Source organism: Streptomyces sp. NPDC052101 (assembly GCF_040680235.1).
Classification (GTDB): domain Bacteria; phylum Actinomycetota; class Actinomycetes; order Streptomycetales; family Streptomycetaceae; genus Streptomyces.
In genome coordinates this window covers 14024-33064 of the sequence record NZ_JBFAWH010000029.1, presented here as the reverse complement: position 1 = coordinate 33064, position 19041 = coordinate 14024, and the positions used below count along the sequence as shown (strand labels likewise).

Annotated in this window: 16 protein-coding genes; 3 read left to right on the top strand and 13 right to left on the bottom strand. The window is 72.4% G+C overall.

What is annotated here, in order from left to right; translation table 11 throughout:
- Position 1 precedes the first annotated feature (1 nt).
- Both AB0L75_RS34900 and AB0L75_RS34895 read left to right on the top strand, forming a co-directional pair.
- Positions 2-436, top strand: a complete 435-nt coding sequence (locus AB0L75_RS34900; protein WP_365189336.1) for a thioesterase family protein — start codon at positions 2-4, stop codon at positions 434-436.
- Complete coding sequence (locus AB0L75_RS34895; RefSeq protein ID WP_365189333.1) at positions 433-1110, top strand: hypothetical protein; 678 nt, start codon at positions 433-435, stop codon at positions 1108-1110. The genes AB0L75_RS34900 and AB0L75_RS34895 overlap by 4 nt, the downstream gene beginning before the upstream one ends.
- 28 nt (positions 1111-1138) lie before the next feature.
- Here AB0L75_RS34895 and AB0L75_RS34890 read toward each other — a convergent pair whose 3' ends face one another.
- Positions 1139-1543 carry a globin gene (locus AB0L75_RS34890; RefSeq protein WP_365189331.1) on the bottom strand — a complete coding sequence of 135 codons (405 nt, stop codon included), beginning with the start codon at positions 1541-1543 and terminating at the stop codon, positions 1139-1141.
- Positions 1544-1628: 85 nt separating this feature from the next.
- On the opposite strand from AB0L75_RS34890, the gene AB0L75_RS34885 reads away from it, so the two are divergent.
- A complete protein-coding gene (locus AB0L75_RS34885) occupies positions 1629-2606 on the top strand; it encodes a methyltransferase domain-containing protein (RefSeq protein ID WP_365189450.1) in 978 nt (325 codons plus the stop codon).
- Between the two features lie 6 nt (positions 2607-2612).
- Here the strand turns inward: AB0L75_RS34885 and AB0L75_RS34880 are convergent, their stop codons facing one another.
- The 12 genes from AB0L75_RS34880 to AB0L75_RS34825 all read right to left on the bottom strand — a co-directional run bounded on the left by AB0L75_RS34880 (position 2613) and on the right by AB0L75_RS34825 (position 18998).
- Positions 2613-4169: an FHA domain-containing protein gene (locus AB0L75_RS34880; RefSeq protein ID WP_365189329.1), complete on the bottom strand. Its 1557-nt coding sequence runs from the start codon at positions 4167-4169 to the stop codon at positions 2613-2615.
- A 47-nt stretch (positions 4170-4216) separates the two neighbouring features.
- On the bottom strand, positions 4217-5557 hold the full coding sequence (locus AB0L75_RS34875; RefSeq protein ID WP_365189326.1) for a VWA domain-containing protein: 1341 nt from the start codon (positions 5555-5557) through the stop codon (positions 4217-4219).
- 80 nt (positions 5558-5637) lie between these two features.
- A complete protein-coding gene (locus AB0L75_RS34870) occupies positions 5638-7080 on the bottom strand; it encodes a protein phosphatase 2C domain-containing protein (protein WP_365189323.1) in 1443 nt (480 codons plus the stop codon).
- Between the two features lie 3 nt (positions 7081-7083).
- Positions 7084-9552 carry a tetratricopeptide repeat protein gene (locus AB0L75_RS34865; protein ID WP_365189320.1) on the bottom strand — a complete coding sequence of 823 codons (2469 nt, stop codon included), beginning with the start codon at positions 9550-9552 and terminating at the stop codon, positions 7084-7086.
- Positions 9549-10823, bottom strand: a complete 1275-nt coding sequence (locus AB0L75_RS34860; protein WP_365189318.1) for a hypothetical protein — start codon at positions 10821-10823, stop codon at positions 9549-9551. The genes AB0L75_RS34865 and AB0L75_RS34860 overlap by 4 nt, the downstream gene beginning before the upstream one ends.
- A 41-nt stretch (positions 10824-10864) precedes the next feature.
- Positions 10865-11899 carry a glutamate ABC transporter substrate-binding protein gene (locus tag AB0L75_RS34855; protein ID WP_365189315.1) on the bottom strand — a complete coding sequence of 345 codons (1035 nt, stop codon included), beginning with the start codon at positions 11897-11899 and terminating at the stop codon, positions 10865-10867.
- 14 nt (positions 11900-11913) lie between these two features.
- Complete coding sequence (locus AB0L75_RS34850) at positions 11914-13347, bottom strand: hypothetical protein (RefSeq protein ID WP_365189312.1); 1434 nt, start codon at positions 13345-13347, stop codon at positions 11914-11916.
- A gap of 137 nt (positions 13348-13484) precedes the next feature.
- The gene (locus tag AB0L75_RS34845; protein WP_365189309.1) at positions 13485-14468 is read right to left on the bottom strand and encodes a BadF/BadG/BcrA/BcrD ATPase family protein; all 984 of its coding nucleotides are present in this window, start codon (positions 14466-14468) and stop codon (positions 13485-13487) included.
- Positions 14459-15724, bottom strand: coding sequence for a 6-phospho-beta-glucosidase (locus AB0L75_RS34840; protein ID WP_365189306.1), 1266 nt, complete (start codon positions 15722-15724; stop codon positions 14459-14461). The genes AB0L75_RS34845 and AB0L75_RS34840 overlap by 10 nt, the downstream gene beginning before the upstream one ends.
- Before the next feature lie 89 nt (positions 15725-15813).
- Positions 15814-16707, bottom strand: coding sequence for a carbohydrate ABC transporter permease (locus tag AB0L75_RS34835; RefSeq protein WP_365189304.1), 894 nt, complete (start codon positions 16705-16707; stop codon positions 15814-15816).
- Positions 16708-16709: 2 nt separating this feature from the next.
- A complete protein-coding gene (locus AB0L75_RS34830; protein ID WP_365189301.1) occupies positions 16710-17651 on the bottom strand; it encodes a sugar ABC transporter permease in 942 nt (313 codons plus the stop codon).
- A 3-nt stretch (positions 17652-17654) separates the two neighbouring features.
- Positions 17655-18998 carry an ABC transporter substrate-binding protein gene (locus AB0L75_RS34825; protein WP_365189298.1) on the bottom strand — a complete coding sequence of 448 codons (1344 nt, stop codon included), beginning with the start codon at positions 18996-18998 and terminating at the stop codon, positions 17655-17657.
- Positions 18999-19041: the final 43 nt, after the last annotated feature.

Below are 19041 nucleotides of genomic sequence, written 5' to 3'. Positions count from 1 at the left end.
CTTGCGCCACATCTACCGCTGCCCGCTGCGTTGGTCGGACATGGACGCGTACGGACATGTCAACAACGCGATCTTCCTCCGCTATCTGGAGGAGGCCCGCATCGACTTCACGTCCCTGAGGGGCGCGGAGTCCAAGCAGGGGTCCGTGGTGGCGCGCCATGAGATCGACTACCGGCGCCAGCTCGTCCACCGGCCCACGCCCGTGGACATCGAGCTGTGGGTCACGGAGATCAAGGCCGCGTCCTTCACCGTCTCCTACGAGGTGAAGGACGCGGACACGATCTACGTCCAGGCCCGGACCGTCGTCGTCCCGTTCGACTTCGAGACGCAGCGGCCGCGCCGGATCACCGCCGAGGAGCGGGAGTTCCTCCAGCAGTACACGGACACGGCCACCGGCGAGGACGACTCCTCCGACGAGGAGGCCGTCGCCGCATGACGGTGCTGCACCTGGCCGATGAGACGGAGGCGGCCGACCTCGCCGCCTTCCTCTCCCGGCTGCTCCACTACGACCGTGGAGCCGCGGTGCGCCTGCAGGCGGCCGGTACGGCGCTCGCCGTGTTCGGCCGGCCGCCGTCCTTCGAGGTGCTGGCCGTCCGCGCGGTACGCCTCGCCAAGCCTTACGAGAACGGGCTCGACGTCACCCTCGACGTGACTGTCTCCGCCGGTCAGTTCCTGGAGTCCGTGGACGAGCGCGCGGCCGTCGCCGACGTGCCGGCCGCGGTCACCGGTCCGCCCTGGGCCGGTGTGCTGCCGCCGCGCGGCGGCTGGCAGGCCGAACCGGGGCTGCCCGCCCCGGACGCGCTGCGGGCGACCGTCGCCGCCGCGGTCGGCGAGTTCCGGTCGCGTACGGAGGAGTTGGCGCCGGACGGCCGTACCCGCGCGGAACTGGACCGGATCGGGCGGGACATCTGGTCCCGGGAGATCGGGCGGACCGGGCTTCCGGTGCGGGCCGTGCACGCGGCCCAGTCCCTGGGCTTCCTGCGGCCGGGCGGCGATCCCGCCGACACCGGGCTGTTCTCCTCGGGGTCGTGGCTCAGGCTGCGCACCCCGTACGGGTCCGTCGTCGTACGGCGGGCCGGGCTCGGGGCGCTCGGCGTCAGCGTCCGCTGAAGCACTCCGCTCACACGCGAGTCGAGGCTCAGTCCGGGGTGTTCACCATCGACGCGGCGGCGTACGCCAGGTAGTTCCACAGCGTCGTCTCGTGCTCCTCGGACAGCCCGAGTTCGTCGACGGCCGCCCGCATGTGCCGCAGCCAGGCGTCGTGCGCCGCGCGGTCCACCGTGAACGGGGCGTGCCGCATGCGCAGCCGCGGGTGGCCGCGGTTCTCGCTGTAGGTGGTGGGGCCGCCCCAGTACTGCATCAGGAACAGGACGAGGCGCTCCTCGGCCGGGCCCAGGTCCTCCTCCGGGTACATGGGCCGCAGCAGCGGGTCCCCGGCGACACCCTCGTAGAAACGGTGGACGAGCCGGCGGAAGGTCTCCTCCCCGCCGACCTGCTCGTAGAAGGTCTGCTCCTGAAGCGTGCCGCGCCGAATCTCATTCACCTGTACATCGTCTCAGACCGGGCGACCCAGGACTCAAGGCCTAGGACTCGCGGAACCGGCCCGCCCCTACTGTGGACCCATGGGTATGGGTGCCTACGACACCGAGATCGAGGCCCTGGCCGCCGCCGCGCGGGCCGCGCTGGTGCGGGAGATCGACGCCGACGGGGTCTTCGCCGCGGACCCGGTGTGGCGGGAGGCGTTCGCCGCCGTGCCCCGGCACCTGTTCGTGTCGTACTACTACGTCGCCGGCCGGCGCGGCTACGAGCGCCGCTGGGGCGAGAGCCCCGACCGGGAGGCCCGAAAGCGCTGGGTGCGCGGCGCCTACGCGGACATGCCGCTGGCCACCCGGCTGCGCGACGGCGAGCTGCTCTCCTCCAGCAGCCAGCCCTCCCTGATGGCGCGGATGCTGGTCGCGCTGGAGGTCGAGGACGGCGACCGGGTCCTGGAGGTGGGCGCCGGCACCGGCTACAACGCGGCCCTGCTCGCCCACCGGCTCGGCGACGACGACCTCGTCACCACCATCGATCTGGAACCGGAGATCACCGAGGCGGCCCGCCGGCACCTGGACGCGGCCGGTTTCCACCCCGTCGTCGTCACCGGCGACGGCGCGCGCGGGGTGCCCGAACGCGCCCCCTTCGACCGGATCATCGCCACCTGCGAGCTGTCCACGGTCCCGCGCGCCTGGCTCGCCCAGTGCCGTCCCGGCGCCCGGATCCTGACCCCGCTGGCCAATGGCCTGCTCGCGCTCACGGTCCGGGACGCGGCCCACGCCGAGGGCCGTTTCCTGCCCACGGCCGCCTACTTCGTCCCGCTGCGCGGCGAGGGCAGGGCGGAGCCGGGGAGCGTGTCGCTCGCCGGGCTGCCGGGCCGGGCCCGCGAGCAGGAGACGTTCCGCTTCCTGCTCGCGCTGACCCGGGGCACCCTCGATCCGCGGGAGGCCTACGCGCTGTGGGAGCGCGAGGGCAGCCCGGAGCGCGAGCGCTACGGCGTCACGGTCGACGGCGAGCACGAGTGGGCGTGGCTGGACGACCCGGCGGGGCCGTACGGCTGGCCCCTGCCGTGAGCGCGGTCAGGCCAGGCGGATGGTGATCGTCGTCCAGGCGCCCACATGCACCCGGTCGCCGTCCTGCAGCGGCACCGGTACGAACGGCTGGATCGGTTCCTCGGACATGTTGACCGTGGTGCCGTTGGTCGAGTTCTGGTCGACGACCGCCCAGCTGCCGTCGGGCTGCTGCACCAGCACCGCGTGCTGATGCGAGACGCCCGGGTCCTCCGGCGGCACCGACAGGTCGACGTCGGGGGTGTCGCCGGTGGAGTGCCGGCGGCGGCCGATGGTGAGCTGGTTGCCGCTGAGCGTGCGCTGCTGCTCCGGCGAGTACGCGGGCAGGTTCAGGCCCGCCGCCTCGGGGCCCGAGCGCTGCATCATCGCCATGAAGTAGTCGCGGTCCGGGCCGATGGTCGCCGTCCAGGTGCCCCGCGCCTGCGGGAAGCCGGGGCCGGGCGGGGGCGGGGCCTGGGTGGCACCGGGCTGCGGATAGCCGTACCCGCCGCCGGGACCGCCGTTCGGGCCGCCGCCGGGACCGCCGGCCGACGGCGGGGGGATCACCCAGTCGTCGTCACCGCCGCCGAAGGAGGGGCCGCCGGAGGGCGGACCGCCGAGCGGGGGCCGGCCGGTCTCGCCCGGGAACGCGGGCGGTGCGGGCGGACCGGACTGGGCATACCCCTGCGGGGCGGCGCCGGGACCGGCACCGGGCCCGGCGTGCGGGGTCGGGCCGGGCGGCGGCGGGACCGGCCGCGAGGGGGCGCCGCCGAAGCCGGCGGGACCGGGCGGGCCGGGGGGAGTGGGGGCACCGGGGGCCGAGGGCTCGCGGCCGAAGGGCGCGCCGGGACCGGACTGCTCACGGCCGAAGGACGGCGGACCGGCGGGACCGCCGGGACCAGCAGGCCCCTGCCCCTGACCCTGCCCCGGGCCACCGCCGAAGCCGGACGGACCACCGGGGCCCTGCCCGGGACCGCCGCCGAAGCCGGACGGGCCACCCGGACCACCCTGCCCCTGTCCGGGACCGCCGCCGAAGCCGGACGGGCCACCGGGACCGCCGGGCCCCTGGCCGGGGACACCGCCGAAGCCGGACGGGCCGGGGGAGGTCGGCGGCGGGCCGGACGGGCCGCGGTCGCCGCCGAACGGCGTCGGGCCGGACGGCTCGCTGCCGAAGGACGGGATCGGCTCGGCGGGCCGGTTCACCTGCGAGGGCCGCGAGCCGTGGTACTCGTACCCGTCACCGCCGCCGTAGGTCGCGCTCGGCGGCTGGAACCGCGGCTGCGGCGGCTGCGGCGAGTGCGGCGCGGCCGGGGTGTACGAGGTGGCCGTGTTGGTCAGGAAGTTCCACCGGCACTCCTCGCAGAAGGGCGCGCCGCCCTCGCGGGGCGTACGGCACTGCGGGCACAGCTCCGGCTCCGGGGCGGCCGGCGGACGGCCGCCGGTGGGGCCGCCCTGCGGGGGCGGGAAGCCGTAACCGCTCGTGGGCGGGGGCGGCGGGGGCGGAGGTACGGCACCGGCCATGCGGTGACCGCAGACCTCGCACCAGTCGTCGGAACCCGACTGGTGTCCGTTCGGGCAGGTCGGCATGTCGGCGCTTCCCCTTCTCCTACGCTTTCAGGGCCAGTTCTAGAAAGTCACTTCTTTACACGAACAGTCTTTGTGGACCGGGTCTCCAGAGTCATCTCGTCCGCCTCTGCGACCTTCGTCTTCAACCGCACAGTACCTGTCGCGGCGTCGACCACGTCCACCACCTTCGCAAGCAGTTTCGCAGTATCGGCGTTCCCGGAGGCACTGGCGAGCTGAACAGCGCGCCCCAGTTTGGCCGTTGCTCCATCGAAATCGCCCGCTTTGCGAAGATCGAGCCCCTGCTGGATGGCTTGTGCCAGTTCGGCCTGCCCGGTGTAGTGGGCGACTTGGGGGTTGATCGAGGTGGAGGCGGCCATGTCGTCGGTCCACACGGCCCGTACGAGGCCCTGTGCGCCGAGGTTCTGTACCGATCTGTCCGCTTGTGGCACAACCAAGGAGACCCGGGCGGCGAGCATCTCCTGGCCGAGACCGGCCGCCGGGACCTCCAGGCACAGGTGGTAGTCGCGGGACTCGTCGCCCCAGGACCCGGTCGGATAGTCCCCGGCGCGGGGTCCGGCCTCGGTGCGGCGGGCGGTCAAGTCCTCGACGGTGGGCGCCACTTGCTTGACGAACCGGATGGTCGTGCCGACCGGCGTCCACACCCTGAGCGAGACGTCGGCGACCTCCTTGCCCATGGCCGATTCCATGATCTGCGTGAAGTCGGCGGTGAGACCGGCCGGATCGGCGACGATATCGGCGGTGCCGAGGAGCGCGGAGGCGATCCCTGTGACTTCTTTCACTTCCCAGTCGGTGCCCACGCCCCGCGCGTCACAGGTGAACCGTCCGGCGCATGCCTGAAGCGTGGCCCCCAGGTCCTCCGGCGACTCGTGCTCGTTGCGGCCGTCGGTGAGCAGGATGCCGTGCCGGATGGTGACGTCCGCCGGGTTCAGCAGCCGGTCGGCGAGCCGCAGCCAGGTGCCGATGGCCGTACCGCCGCCCGCGCTGAGCCGCCGTAGCGCCTGCTTGGCCTGCTCACGGGTGCCCGCGTCCGCGATCGCGAGCCGGCCGCCGCCCGGATAGACCTCGTTCGCCACGTGGGTGCCGCCGATCACCGCGAAGTGCGTGCCGTCGCGCAGGGTGTCGATCGCGGCCGCCGTGGCGGCCCGGGCGTTGTGCATCTTGGCCGGCGGATAGTCCATGGAGCCGGAGCAGTCCACCATGAGCGCGACGGCGGCGGAGGGGCCGCGGCCCGCCGGGTACACCGGGGTCATGGCGCTGCCGACCGTGCCGCCGCCGGTCGCGGTCACGGTGGCGATCGCGTTGACCTCGCGCCCGCCCTCCGGCAGGTACTCGTTCTGGTAGACGTCCATCGAGAACCGCGGCGCATGCGACTTCGCGAAATTGGCCATGCGTATTCAAATCCCCCTTGATGCCCCTGCTGACGCAGGGCGACGGCGGTGAACAGACCGGTCCCCTCCGGTCTGCGGCCTCAGGCCGATCCTGCCCCTTCGGGCGGTGCCGGGAACGGTACGACGGCCACTGTTACGTTGTCGTGGCCCCCGCCGTCCAGGGCGTGGCCCACCAGCACCCGGGCGCTGTGCAGCGGGCGCTCGGCCGCGTCCTGGGGCACGGCCTCGGCCATCTCCTCGGCCGTCTCGGCGTAGTTCCACAGGCCGTCGGTGCACACCACCACGACGCCGGACCGGTCCGGCTTGAAGGACGCGGTGTGCGGCTCCAGTTCGTAGGCGTCCGCGCCGAGCCAGCCGGTGATGGCGTGGGCGCGCTCGTCGGCGTACGCCTCGGCCTCGCTCATCAGACCGGCGGCGACCATCTGCGCGGCCCAGGAGTCGTCCTCGGTCAGCCGGGCCGCGGGCGCGCTCCGGTCGTCCGGCACCCAGTAGATGCGGCTGTCGCCGACCCAGCCGACGACCAGCAGCCCGGCGGCGACGACCGTGCCGACGATCGTGCAGGCCGGGGCGTTCTGGTGCGGGGCGTGCTCGCGGGCCGTGGCGGGTTCCTCGGCGAGCGCGTTCACGGCCTGCGCGGCGGCGACGATCGCCTCGTGCATGGCCGTCTGCGGATGCGTGCCGCGCGGCAGGGCGGCCAGCAGCGTGTCACCGGCCACCTGGGAGGCCGCGGAGGACGCGTCGTCGGGGCGGGTCGCGGAGGACACGCCGTCGCAGACGACCGCGAGGACCGCCGGGGTGCCGTCGGGCAGCGTGGTGTGGCCCACGGCGAAGGCGTCCTCGTTGCGGTGGTGGCGCAGGCCCCGGTCGCTGACGGCGGCCACCGGACCCGACTCCCGCTCCATGTGGTCGCGTTCGCGGGGCTGGGCGTGCCCGCAGTTCTCGCAGTAGCCGTCGCTGTCCACCCGGCCTGCCCGGCAGGCCACGCACACCTGCGCGGGCTCCTCCGGTACGGCCGTGCTTTCAGGGTTCCCGGGGTTCTCGGGCTTCCCGGGGTTGTCGAGGTCGCCCGGGTTCTCGGCCACGCGCGGGTCGGGCGCCTGCAGCGGGTACTCCTCCGGCTCCGCGGGCCGGTCGAAGCGCACCCCGGACCCGGCCGGCCGCTGCGGCTCCCCGGCGCCGGGCTCGTGACCGTGCGGCGACGAGCCGGGCGCGCCGGACTCCCCGCCCCCGCCGGTCTCGTGGCCGGCGAGCGGCGCGCCGCCGGAGTCGGTGCCGGGCAGATCGGCCGGCAGATGCACCTCCGGCGGGGCGGCGGCGCTGTCGGGCTCGGGGGCGGGCCAGGCAGGGCCCTTTGGGCCCTCCCCGGCGGAGCCGGTCATGGTGAGCGTCGGATGGTCCTGCGGCGGCGCGGGTACGACGGAGAGGTCGTACCCGCATGCTCCGCAGAAGAGGTCACCCGACTCGACGGGCTCCGCGCAGCTCGGGCACTTCGCCAGTGCGGCCTGCTGGGGCATCTGCGACATCAACTACACCCACGTCCGGGGGCGGTAACGGTTGGCCCGTTCCACCAGTTCGATCCTCTCCTCGCCGCCGGGCGCCAGCCGGGCCAGCGTGCGGTAGGCGCGCTCCAGGCCGAAGCGGAGGCCCCGCTCGTCCAGACCGCTGCCCAGCAGCACCCGTCCGCCGGCGGCGGCCTCGGTGCCCTGGCCCCCGGAGAGTATCCAGTCCAGCGCCGAGCCGAGCACTTCCGCCGACAACTGCTCGCGCCGCGCCGGGTCCAGGCCGTACGCGTCCAGCGCCTCGACCTGCCGGGCGGCGGCCGTCAGGTCGTCCAGGAACGGTACGTCACCGGCGGTCGCGGTGCGCTGTCTGAGCCGTGCCCGTACGGCGGCGACCCGGGCGGCCGTGTAGTGGATGGAGGACTCCGCCACCGACTCCAGCGTGCGCACCGCGGCGTGCCGGTTCCCGGCCGCCAGCTGCACCCGGGCGAGCCCGAAGGCGGCGCTCACATAGCTGGGGTCGGTCGCCCACACCAGGTGGTAGTAGTCGGCCGCGTTGTCCAGCTGGCCGAGCACCTCCGCGCACAGGCCGAGCGCCAGCTTGGGCGCGGCCTCGCCGGGGAAGGCGTCGTAGATCGCGTCGAAGGCGAGCGCGGCGCCCTCGAAGTCGCCGGTGACCAGGGCGGCCACGCCCCGGTACCACACCACCCGCCAGTCGTCGGGCCGTTCCTCGTCCAGCTTGCCCAGGCTCATCAGCGCGGCCTGCTGATCGCCGCTCTCCAGCCGGGCGCGGATCTGCCTGAGCCGGGTCTCCACGGTCTGGGCGGGCGCCGCGTCGAGGGCGCTGATCAGCTCGGCCGGCGCGGAGGCCAGCAGGCCGGCCAGGAAGCCCGCGTTGGGGTCGCCCGGGTCGACCAGGGGGACGGGCAGGGCGAGCGCGGTGGCCGGGGTGTCGACGGACCTGACCAGGGCGGCCGGGGGCAGCGCCGGGGCGGAGGGCGTGGCCCTGGCCGTCTCCCGCGCTCCCAGCCGGGACACGTCACCGTCCAGCTGCGGGAACAACTCCCGGTCCGTGACCCGCACTTCGGGGCCGAACTGCGTCGACAGGGCGGGCCGCGCGTGCCCGGTCTGCAGCGAGACCACCTCGCGCAGCACACCGGTCAGCTGCTCGGCCATCTCCTGCGCGGAGCCGAACCGGCGGGCCGGGTCGGGGTCGGTGGCGCGCACGAGGAGCCGGTAGAAGGACTCGTAGCGGCGGAAGACCTCGATGGTGTCCGGATCGGGCAGCGAGTCCACGTAGACCGTCGTGTAGCCCTGGAAGTCGAAGGTGAGCACCGCGAGCGTACGGCCCACCGTGTACAGGTCGCTCGCCACCGACGGGCCGGTCTCGGCGACCTCCGGAGCCTGGTAGCCGACCGTGCCGTAGATCGCGGACTCCTCGTCGTCCATGCGGCGCACCGCGCCCATGTCGATCAGCTTGAGCTGGTCCTCGGTCTGGATGGCGTTGTCGACCTTGAAGTCGCAGTACAGCAGGTTGCGGCTGTGCAGATGGCCGAGCGCCTCCAGGGCCTCGATGCCGTACGCGCACGCCTGCTCCACCGGCAGCGGGTCGCGCCGGCCCGCGGGCGTGCGGCGGTCGTTGGCGATCTCCTTCAGGGACTTGCCGCCGACGTACTCCATGACGATGTAGCCGTCGAGGGAGCCGGTGCGCTGGTCGAGGTGCTCGACGAAGTTGTAGATCCGCACGATGTTGGCGTGCTCGATCTCCGCGAGGAAGCGCCGCTCGGAGATCGCGGCGGCCATCGCGTCCTGGTCGCCGGTGTCCAGCAGGCCCTTGAGCACCACCCAGCGGTCGGAGACGGCACGGTCGACGGCGAGATAGATCCAGCCGAGCCCGCCGTGCGCGAGACAGCCCACGACCTCGTACTGGCCGTGCACCACGTCCCCGGTCTTCAGCTTCGGCACGAAGGAGTACGGGTGCCCGCACTTGGTGCAGAAACCTTCCGTGCGACCCGGCCGGTCACCCCGGGCCCGGCCGACCGGCACCCCGCAGTCGGAGCGCGAGCAGAACCGCTTCCGCTCGGGCACCTCCGGGTGCTCCAGCACCATCGAGCGCGGGTCCGGGCGCGGCACCTGCGGCACGTTCACCAGCCCCGCGCCCAGCCGTCCCCGCGCGGACGCCCCGGAGGAGGAGCCGGAGCTGCGCACCGACACCGAACGCCCGGTGGAGCGGCCCGACAGGGACCGCGAGAGCCGCCCGGACACCGAGCGGCGCGACTTCGACGACTGCGACGACGTACGCGAACTGTGCGAACCGCGCGAACTTCCGCTGTCCACCGCGCCCTTGGTGAGCCCGGTGGGCGGCGAGCCGACCATGCCGTTCGCCGACACCACCGGTGCGAGGCCGCAGGTGTCGCAGTACAGCTCACCGCCGCCGACGTCGTCGTACGACCCCTCGCAGCCGGGCCGCTGACAGGCCTGCCCCGCCTGGCTCATGACTGGTCCCCCCCACGGTTCTCCTGCGCCCCCGCGCCGCCGATCAGCTCGGCCGCCAACTGCTGGTAGCGCAGCACGGCCTGTTCGGCCACCCGCAGGTCGCAGGGCGCGCTCCACAGCATCCGCCGGGCCGCGTCGTACCGCTCGACCAGGAACGGATCCTCCGCGAGCCCGTGCCGGGCGATCTTCGCCCTGTAGGCGTCGAGCCGGCCGCGCAGCTCGGCGCGGACCGCGAGCGGCGCGGTGACCGCGGTCAACGACTCGCGGGCCCGCAGCAGTTCGTCCTCGGCCTTCTGCTCCAGCGACTCCAGCAGCGGGGACAGCCGGTGCCACTGCGCCTGCCTGCGGTACTCGGCCGCGGTCGCCAGCTGTTCCTGGAGCACCGTCGGCGGGCCGCTGACCACCGGCACCTCCGTCGCCGCGATCTTCGCCAGCACCTCGCCGCGCGCCGTACGGGCCTCGGCGAGGGTGCGGTCGGCGCGCGAGAGCACGTCCCGCAGCCGGATCAGCCGCGCCTCCGCGTCCTGCCGGACCGTCAGCACGGCGTCGATCTCGCGGCGCACGTCCTCCAGGGCGCGCGCCTCACGGTCGTACACCAGGGTGTCCGGGCGGCCGCCGCCCGGCGCCGAACTGCCCTCGGCCGGCACCCAGAACGCGAGCGGGTCGGAGACGACGTCCTCTCTCAGCCGGGTCAGCGTGCGCGTGATCCGCTCCAGGTCGTCACCGGAGGGGTGCTCGCCGGGGCGTACGCCGACGGAGTGCGCGAGCTTGCGGGTGCGCTGCAGCTCCGCGGCGAGTAAATCGATCCGCGCGGGCAGCGCCGACCACACCGCGTCGGCGGTGACGACCAGGTCCAGGCTCGTCGCGTACAGCTCGTTCATCCGGTCCACCAGCGCGGTCAGGGAGTAGGACTCGCTGAGCCGGCCGTTCCCGGCCACGGTGACGGACTCGCCGCGCAGCAGCTCGGTCAGCTCCACCAGGTCCTCGCGGCTGGCCCAGCGGCGCCGGCCGCGGATCTCACGGGCGGAGCGCAGCGCGGCCGCGTAGGCGTCGAAATACCCCCACAGCAGGGTGATCTGCGCCTCCGTGGCCTGCCAGCGCCGGCTGGTGACCCCGGTCAGCCGGGCGCCTTCGAGGAGTCTGCGGCCCGCGTGGTCCTGCAGGGCCAGCAGCGAGGTCTCGATCGCCTCGTGCTCCTGGCCGAGCCGCGCCAGCGCACGGTCCACCTCGTCCCGGTCCATCACCGGCCCGGCGGGGTCCGTGACGCCCATCGATCACCTCTCGCTGCTTGTCTGTTCCGGTCGGATGTGGCTCAACTCGTGCGCAGATACTGCGGTGCGGGCGGCTTCGACGGCCCCGAGTCCTTTCCCAGTGTCGCCGACAGCCAGGTGTCGTACGACTGCTGCCAGCCGTCGGCGCGGTAGTCCACCAGAATGCGATTGACCCGGCGTACCAGATCGGAGGCGTCCTTCTTCATCGCCACGCCGTAGTACTCGGTCGTGAACGGTGCACCCTTCAGTTCGACCGTCGGGTCCTGCGCGGCCTGGCTGGCGGCGAGCGCGCCGTCGGTCACCACCGCGTCCACCTCGCCGAGTTGCAGCCTGACCAGGCAGTCGAGCTGGTTCGGGACGGTGGTGGAGAGGTCCGTGGAGGCGGGCAGGGCGCCGGTCTTCCGGTCGGCGTCCAGCTTGGCGTACGTCGTCGAACCGGCCGCCGTGCACACCTTCTTGTGCGCCAGGGTGGAGTCGTAGCCGGTGATCGAGGACGACTTGGGCGCGAGGACCTGCTGGCCGGTCTTGAAGTAGGGCGCCGAGAACGCGACCTGGGACAGCCGCTCACAGGTGATCGTCATGGTCCGTACGACCATGTCGACCCGGCCGTCCTGGATCGCGGAGATCCGCTGGCTGGTCGGGATCGCCTTGAACTGCACCGCGTCCGGGTCGCCGAGGATGTCCTTGGCGATCCGGTGCACCAGGTCGATGTCGAAGCCCTCCAGCTCCGCGCCCTCGGTGTTCGGATTGCGGTAGCCCCAGCGGTAGCTGTTCTGGTCGACGCCGACGATCAGCTTGCGCCTGGCGCCCGTACGGGACTTGATCGCGTCGATGGCGGGCCCGTCCGCGCCGGACGGCGCCAGGGTCTGCTGCTGCGCCTCGGAGTCCGTGCAGTCCTCGGCCCTGGCCTGGCTGCCGTCGGCCACCCCGGGGCCGCCGAGGCTCTCGCTCTGGCGGCGGGTCTGGGTGGTGCTCGGCAGCAGCAGGACGAACGCGAGCGCCAGCGCGCACAGCACCGCCATCGCGCCGACCCCGCCCCAGCCCCGCAGGGAGGCCCGTACACGTGCCGCGTACATCGTCATGCCCCCTGTCACCGGTACTCCGAAAGTCTGCGCCCGATGCCGAGCAGCCCGCCGGCCGCGCCGAGCGCCGCGAGCACGGCCGCGCCCACCGGCAGCCCGGTCAGGGCGTCCCGCCCGGCACCGGCGGCCCGCTGGAACTCGGCCTGCTCGTGGTCGACGGCCCGGGCCAGACTGCTGTCGACACCGTCGAAGCACTCGCCGGTGGCGCCCTTGGCGCCGATGACCTTGTCCAGCGCCTGCTCGTAGTTGCCGTTCTCGTCGTCGGTGCGGGCGCTCGCGTGCCGCTGCTTCCACACCGCCATGTTCGACTCGGCCGCCTTGACCGGCGTACGGCCGCCCTGGTCGTCGGCGAGCTGCTCCGCCCGGGTCAGGCCCGTGCCGAGGGTGGTCATGTCCTTGTCGAAGTCGTAGTAGTACGCGTCGTACGGCTTGCCGTCGACCGTGATGGTCTCGGCGCCGCGCGCCACCAGGCTCAGGTTCTCGTTGCCGCGCGCCTTCAGGGAGGCGATCCGGGCGTCGTGCAGCACGGTCAGCGAGCGGATGCCGTGGTCGTAGGAGCCGTTCAGCTCCACGCGGGCCACCGTGTGCCCGACGACGAGCCACAGCAGGGCGACGGCGGTGGCGGCGGAGGCGGCGACCAGGCCGTGGTTGAGGACGCGGTTGGTGCGCCGGTACGTGCGGCGCTGGGCCCAGCCGAGCGCGGCCAGCGCGAGCACGCCGAGCGCGATCGCGACCCAGGGGAACGGCGTCGCGTCGCCGTAGTCGGCGTCCAGCCGCTGGTTCTCCTTGGTGTAGAGATCCTCCGCCGCCGGGAGCATCTCCTTCTGCATCTTCTCGTTGGCGTAGCGCAGATACGCGCCGCCGACCGGGTACCCCTGCCGGTTGTAGGTGCGGGCCCGCTCGATCAGCCCCTTGTACTGGGGCAGCAGCGTGTTCAGCTTCGCGATCGTCGCCTCGGAGGCCGAGCCCGGCTCGGCGTTCGCGGCGGCTGTCACCAGGCCCGCGGCGGCCGTACGGATGTCCTTCTCGTACCGGTCCCGGGAGGCGGCCGTCTCCTGGCCGCCGGCCAGAAAGCCGCTGGAGGCGGCCGTGTTGGCGTCGGCCAGCGAACGGTAGATGCCGGCCGCGCCCGAACTGAGCGGCTGGCTGCGGTGCAGCACGTCGTCGGCGGCGGCCGCCCGCTCGCCGGCCTGCCAGGCGGTGGCCGCGCCGAACGCCACGACCAGCAGGGCCAGCACGGCCCCGATGATCCGCAGCCGGCCCGGTTCGGTGGTCGCGGCGGACCGCAGCCGGTCGACGCCCTCGGCGAACGCGGTCCGCGGGGCGGACGGCGCGGGGGAGCCGACGGGGGCCGGGCGGGCGGGCTGCGCGGGGATGCCGGGGGCGGCGGGCAGGCCGGGACTCGGCACCGGCGGTGCTGCGCTCTTCGGCGGGTGTGTCACTCGACCTCCCCCATGGTCATCCGTTCGCCGCCAAGTATCGCCGCCGGGACCGACATCCGCACCGGCCTTCACTGGATCTTGATCGGATCGCAGCGCACGCTGTTCATGAATACGCCGGGTGCAACTGTTCGGTTCCGCTACCGATGCCAGTACCCCCGTACCCGCTCCCGAGCCGCCGTCCCCGCCTCCAGCCGGTCCAGGCCCAGCAGGGCCGCGCCGAGGACCGGGCTTGCCGTGACCACGTGGACGTCAGCCTTGGGGGCGCGGGCCGTCAGCAGGTCGCGGATGCCGTCGTCGAGCAGGGCGTGCCCGGCCGTCAGGACGCTGCCGCCGAGCAGCACCGGCGTCTGTTCGCCGAGCAGCTCCAGGCGGGTCAGCGCCACCGTGGCCAGCACCGTCACCTCCTCCGCGAGCCGGGCGACGATGCGGCGGGCCACCGTGTCGCCCCCCGCGGCCGTCGCGAAGAGCACCGGGGTCAGCTCGTGCCGGCGGTCGTGGCCGACGTGCTCCAGGTGCAGTGCCTCGATGAGGGCGTACATGGTCGGCAGCCCGAAGTGGCCGGGGAGCGTGCGGGCGAGGGCCGTCGGCTCGCCCCGGCCGTCCTCCGCGCGGGCCGCGAACCACAGCGCCTCCTCCGCCAGACCCCAGCCGCCGCCCCAGTCACCGGAGATACGGCCGATGGCCGGGAAGCGCGCGGTACGGCCGTCGGGGCGCATGCCGACGCAGTTGATGCCCGCGCCGCACACCACGGCCACCCCGCGCGGTTCGGCGACGCCCGCCCGCAGGATCGCGAAGGTGTCGTTGCGGACCTCCACCGACGCCCCCCAGCCGCGCGCCCTGAGCGCCGTCGCCAACTGCTCCTCCTCGACGGGGAGATCGGCGTTGGCCAGGCACGCCGAGACATGGGAGACGGAGGTGACGCCGGCGTCCGCGAAGGCGCGCGCGACCGGTTCGGCCAGCGCGTCCAGCGCCGCCGCCACCCCCACCGCGGGCGGCCGGAAGCCGCCGCCGCGAGCCGTGGCCAGCACCTCCCCGGCGGCGGTGACCACGGCCACGTCGGTCTTGCTGTTGCCCGCGTCGACGGCGAGAACACTCCCGGATCCAGGTGCGGTCAGGCCCACGCGAGATGCTCCCGGTTGTGCGCGATCAGCTGGTCGGTGAGGGTGTCGGCGTACGCGTACTGGCCGATCAGGGGGTGGGCGAGCAGGGCGCGGAAGACGCGGTCCCGGCCGCCGCGCAGCGCCGCCTCCAGGGCCAGCTCCTCGTACGCCGTCACGTTCGCGACCAGACCGGCGAACAGGGGGTCCAGCTCGGGTACCGGCAGCGGAGCCGGGCCCTTCGGGCCGACCGCCGCCTGGACCTCGATCACCGCGTCGTCCGGGAGGAAGGGCAGCGTGCCCCGGTTGAGGGTGTTCACCACCTGGTACGGGCTGCCCCCGCCGCCGAGCAGCGCCGCCGACAGGTCCACGGCCGCCTCCGAGTAGTAGGCGCCGCCGCGCCTGGCGAGCAGCGCGGGCTTCTCGTCCAGGGACGGGTCGCCGTACATCGTCAGCAACTCCCGTTCCATGGCGGCGACTTCGGCCGCCCGGGAGGGCTTGGTGCGCAGTTCACGCACGACCTCGTCGTGGGCGTAGTAGTAGCGCAGGTAGTAGGAGGGGACCACGCCCAGCCGGTCCAGGAGGGGGCGGGGCAGCCGGAGGTCCCCGGCGATCGTGTCGCCGTGCTCGGCCAGCAGCTCGGGCAGGACGTTCTCGCCCTCCGGGCCGCCGAGGCGCACATCCGTCTCCCAGGTGAGATGGTTCAGGCCCACATGGGCCAGATGCACATCCGCCGGGGCCACGCCCAGCATGCCCGCGAACGTCCGCTGGAAGCCGATCGCCACGTTGCACAGCCCGACCGCGCGGTGCCCGGCCTGCAGCAGGGCGCGGGTGACGATGCCGACCGGGTTGGTGAAGTCGATGATCCACGCGCGCGGGTTGGCCCGGCGGACCCGTTCGGCGATGTCGAGGACGACCGGCACCGTGCGCAGCGCCTTGGCCAGGCCGCCCGCGCCGGTGGTCTCCTGGCCGACACAGCCGCACTCCAGCGGCCAGGTCTCGTCCTGCTGCCGGGCCGCTTGGCCGCCGACGCGCAGCTGGATCAGGACGGCGTCGGCGCCGTCGACGCCCGCGTCCAGGTCGGCGGTGGTGACGATCCGGCCGGGGTGACCCTGCCTGGCGAAGATCCGCCGGGCCAGCCCGCCCACCAGCTCCAGGCGCTCGGCGGCCGGGTCCACGAGGACGAGTTCCTCGACGGGCAGGGTGTCCCTCAGGCGTGCGAAGCCGTCGATGAGTTCGGGGGTGTAGGTCGAGCCTCCGCCGACCACGGTGAGTTTCACTGGAGGTTGCCTCGCTTCCGGGCGCGGGGGATGGTGATCATCGGCCGGGGGTCCGGGGGTTGTCCCCCGGGAAGATGCCGCATATGGGGTTAACCCTTCACTCCGGTGAGCGTGACGCCCTCGACGAACGCCTTCTGGGCGAAGAAGAACACGACGATCACGGGCGCCATGACCAGCACGGTCGCGGCCATCGTGAGGTTCCAGTCGGTGTGGTGGGCGCCCTTGAAGGACTCCAGGCCGTAGGACAGCGTCCAGGCGCCCGGGTTCTCCGAGGCGTAGATCTGCGGGCCGAAGTAGTCGTTCCAGGCGTAGAAGAACTGGAAGAGGGCCACGGCGGCGATGCCCGGCCTGGCCATCGGCAGGACCACCTTCAGCAGGGTCCTGAGGTCCCCGCAGCCGTCGACCTTCGCCGCGTCCAGGTACTCGTTCGGGATCGTCATCAGGAACTGGCGCAGCAGGAAGATGGAGAACGCGTCGCCGAACGCCATCGGGATGATCAGCGGCCACAGCGTGCCGGACAGGTCCAGCTGCTTCGCCCAGAACAGGTACATCGGGATGATGACCACCTGCGGCGGCAGCATCATCATCGAGATCACCAGCATGAGCGACAGACCGCGGCCCCGGAAGCGGAACTTGGCGAGCGCGTACGCCACCGGGATCGACGAGACGACGGTGAGCACGGTGCCCAGGCCGGCGTAGACCAGCGTGTTCTTCCACCAGGTCAGAAAGCCGGGCGTGTCGAAGACCTTCCTGTAGTTGCCCCACTCCCAGGTGTGCGGGATCAGATCGCGGCTGAGCGCCTGGGTGTCGCTCATCAGCGAGGTCAGGAACACGAACACGAAGGGCAGCGTGAAGAAGAGCGCGGCGGCGACCCCGAGGGAGTGGACGGCGATCCATTCGAACAGGGCCCTGCGGCGGGCGGTGCGCTCCGCCCCGGACACCGTCGGTGCCGGCCGCACCGGCCGGTCCAGTACTTGGGTCATGGTCAGTCACCTGCCTGGATGAGACCGCCCCGGCGCCGCATCAGGAACCCGGTGAACACCATCGACAGGGCGAAGAGGACGAGGGCGACGACACACGCGGAGCCGTAGTCGAAGCGCTGGAAGCCGAGGTTGTAGACGAGCTGGGGGAGGGTGAGCGTGGACTTGTCGGGGTAGCCGGGCTCGAACTGGGTGCCCGCGCCCTGGATCACCCCGGAGGCCACCTTCCCGGCGATCAGCGGCTGGGTGTAGTACTGCATCGTCTGGATCACGCCGGTGACGACCGCGAACATCACGATCGGGGAGATGTTCGGCAGGGTGACGTACCGGAAGCGCTGCCAGGCCGAGGCGCCGTCCAGCTCGGCCGCCTCGTACTGCTCCGTCGGCACGTCCAGCAGCGCGGCCATGAAGATGACCATCAGGTCGCCGATGCCCCACAGCGCCAGCAGGGTGAGCGCCGGCTTGGACCAGGCCGGGTCGTTGAACCAGCCCGGCGCCGGGACGCCGGCCTTCTCCAGGATCGAGTCGACCGGGCCCGTACCGGGGTTGAGCAGGAAGGCGAAGGCCATGGTCGCGGCGACCGGCGGGGCGAGGTACGGCAGATAGAACAGGGTGCGGAAGACACCCGTGCCCGTCCTGATCTTGGTGATCAGCAGCCCGACGCCGAGCCCGAAGACCACCCGGAGCGTCACCATCACCGCGACCAGCCACAGCGTGTTGCGCAGCGCCGGCCAGAAGAGGGGGTAGTGCGCGAACACATAGGTCCAGTTCTTGCCCCCGCTCCACGTCGGCGCCTTGAAGCCGTCGTAGTGCATGAAGGAGAAATAGACCGTCGAGATCAGCGGATACGCGAAGAACACCGCGAAGCCGATCAGCCAGGGTGACATGAAGGCGAGGGTCCGCAGCGCCGACCGGCGGCGCTTGGACGCCAGAGTGACCGTACTCATCGGCTACTTCGCCTGTGCGATGTCCGTGTCGATCTGCGCGGCCGAGTTCTTCAGACCGGCCTTCAGATCGGTGACCTTGCCGCTCTCGTAGTCGTAACCGAGCTGCTGGATCGTCACCAGGTACTGGCCGCCGTTGACCGAGGCGGGAGAGGTGGTGGAATCCGGGTCGGCGGCGATGTCGAGGAATGTCTTGAACCGCGGGTCGTACGTCAGTTTCGGCGATTTCAGCGCGGCCAGTGTCGAGGGCACGTTGTGGATGTCGTTGGCGAAGCCGACCACGGCGTCGGTGTTCGTGGCGATGTACTTGACGAACTCCCAGGCCGCGTTCTGCTTGTGGCTGCTCGCTGCGATGCCCGCGATGGTGCCGGTGATGTACCCCTTGCCGTACTGCGCGGCCTGGTCGTCGGGCACGGGCAGCGGAGCGACGCCGATCTCGAATCGCGGCTTGGTCTGCTCGGTCATGCCGAGCCGCCACTCGCCGTCGAGCTGCATGGCGACCTGACCGGTGTGGAAGGGATGCCTGGGACCCCATTCGTCGCCGAGCGTGGCGCGGAACTTCTCCAGCTTCCGGAATCCGCCGAGTTCGTCCACCAGCTGCTTCTGGAGGCTGAATCCCTTTTCGAACGCCGGGTCCTTGGCGAGGTTCGACCTGCCGTCCTTGTCGAAGTACGTCGGCGAGAACTGCCCGAAATAGTGCTCGGTGGTGGACTCCCAGCCGTGGTAGTCCGGCATGAACCCGAGCTGCTTGTAGCTGTCGCCCTGCGCGATGGTCAGCTTCTTGGCGTCGGACTCGAACTCGGACCAGGTCTTCGGCGGGCCGGCGATACCGGCCTTCCTGAACGCCGTCTTGTTGTAGTAGAGCCCGTACGCGTCACCGAGCAGCGGCACCGTGCAGCGGTTGCCGTCGAACTGGGTGTACTCATTCATCGGCTTCGGGAAGGTGGACCGCGGGTCGATGCCGGACTTCTTGAAGAAGGGGTTGAGGTCGACCAGCGCGCCGGAGGAACAGAACTTGCCCACGTTGTTGGTGGTGAAGGAGGAGACCACGTCCGGCGCTGTGCCACCGCCCGACCGCAGCGCCTGGTTGATCTTGTCGTCGGTCATGTCGCCGACGATGTTCACGTGGATGTTGGGGTGCGCCTTCTCGAAGCCGGCGACCAGCGACTTGACGGCCTTGACCTCGTTCTGTGCGCTCCAGGCGTGCCAGAAGTTGATCGTCGTGTCCTTCGAGGCGTCGTCCGTGGCGCCGGAGCCGGACTGACCGGTGCACGCGGTGGTGAGCAGGGCCAGCGATGCAGTCAGGGCGAAAGCCGCTTTTCGGGCAGCTGAGGGTATGACTTCGGGCATGACGAGGTCTCCCAGGGGGCGGGGTGGGTGAGACGGGGGGGCG

Coding starts and splice junctions, on each gene's coding strand:
- AB0L75_RS34885 (WP_365189450.1), top strand. CDS start 1,629: ATGGGTGCCTACGACACCGAGATCGAGGCCCTGGCCGCCGCCGCGCGG.
- AB0L75_RS34830 (WP_365189301.1), bottom strand. CDS start 17,651: ATGAGTACGGTCACTCTGGCGTCCAAGCGCCGCCGGTCGGCGCTGCGG.
- AB0L75_RS34875 (WP_365189326.1), bottom strand. CDS start 5,557: ATGGCCAATTTCGCGAAGTCGCATGCGCCGCGGTTCTCGATGGACGTC.
- AB0L75_RS34860 (WP_365189318.1), bottom strand. CDS start 10,823: ATGGGCGTCACGGACCCCGCCGGGCCGGTGATGGACCGGGACGAGGTG.
- AB0L75_RS34880 (WP_365189329.1), bottom strand. CDS start 4,169: ATGCCGACCTGCCCGAACGGACACCAGTCGGGTTCCGACGACTGGTGC.
- AB0L75_RS34835 (WP_365189304.1), bottom strand. CDS start 16,707: ATGACCCAAGTACTGGACCGGCCGGTGCGGCCGGCACCGACGGTGTCC.
- AB0L75_RS34825 (WP_365189298.1), bottom strand. CDS start 18,998: ATGCCCGAAGTCATACCCTCAGCTGCCCGAAAAGCGGCTTTCGCCCTG.
- AB0L75_RS34895 (WP_365189333.1), top strand. CDS start 433: ATGACGGTGCTGCACCTGGCCGATGAGACGGAGGCGGCCGACCTCGCC.
- AB0L75_RS34855 (WP_365189315.1), bottom strand. CDS start 11,899: ATGTACGCGGCACGTGTACGGGCCTCCCTGCGGGGCTGGGGCGGGGTC.
- AB0L75_RS34865 (WP_365189320.1), bottom strand. CDS start 9,552: ATGAGCCAGGCGGGGCAGGCCTGTCAGCGGCCCGGCTGCGAGGGGTCG.
- AB0L75_RS34870 (WP_365189323.1), bottom strand. CDS start 7,080: ATGTCGCAGATGCCCCAGCAGGCCGCACTGGCGAAGTGCCCGAGCTGC.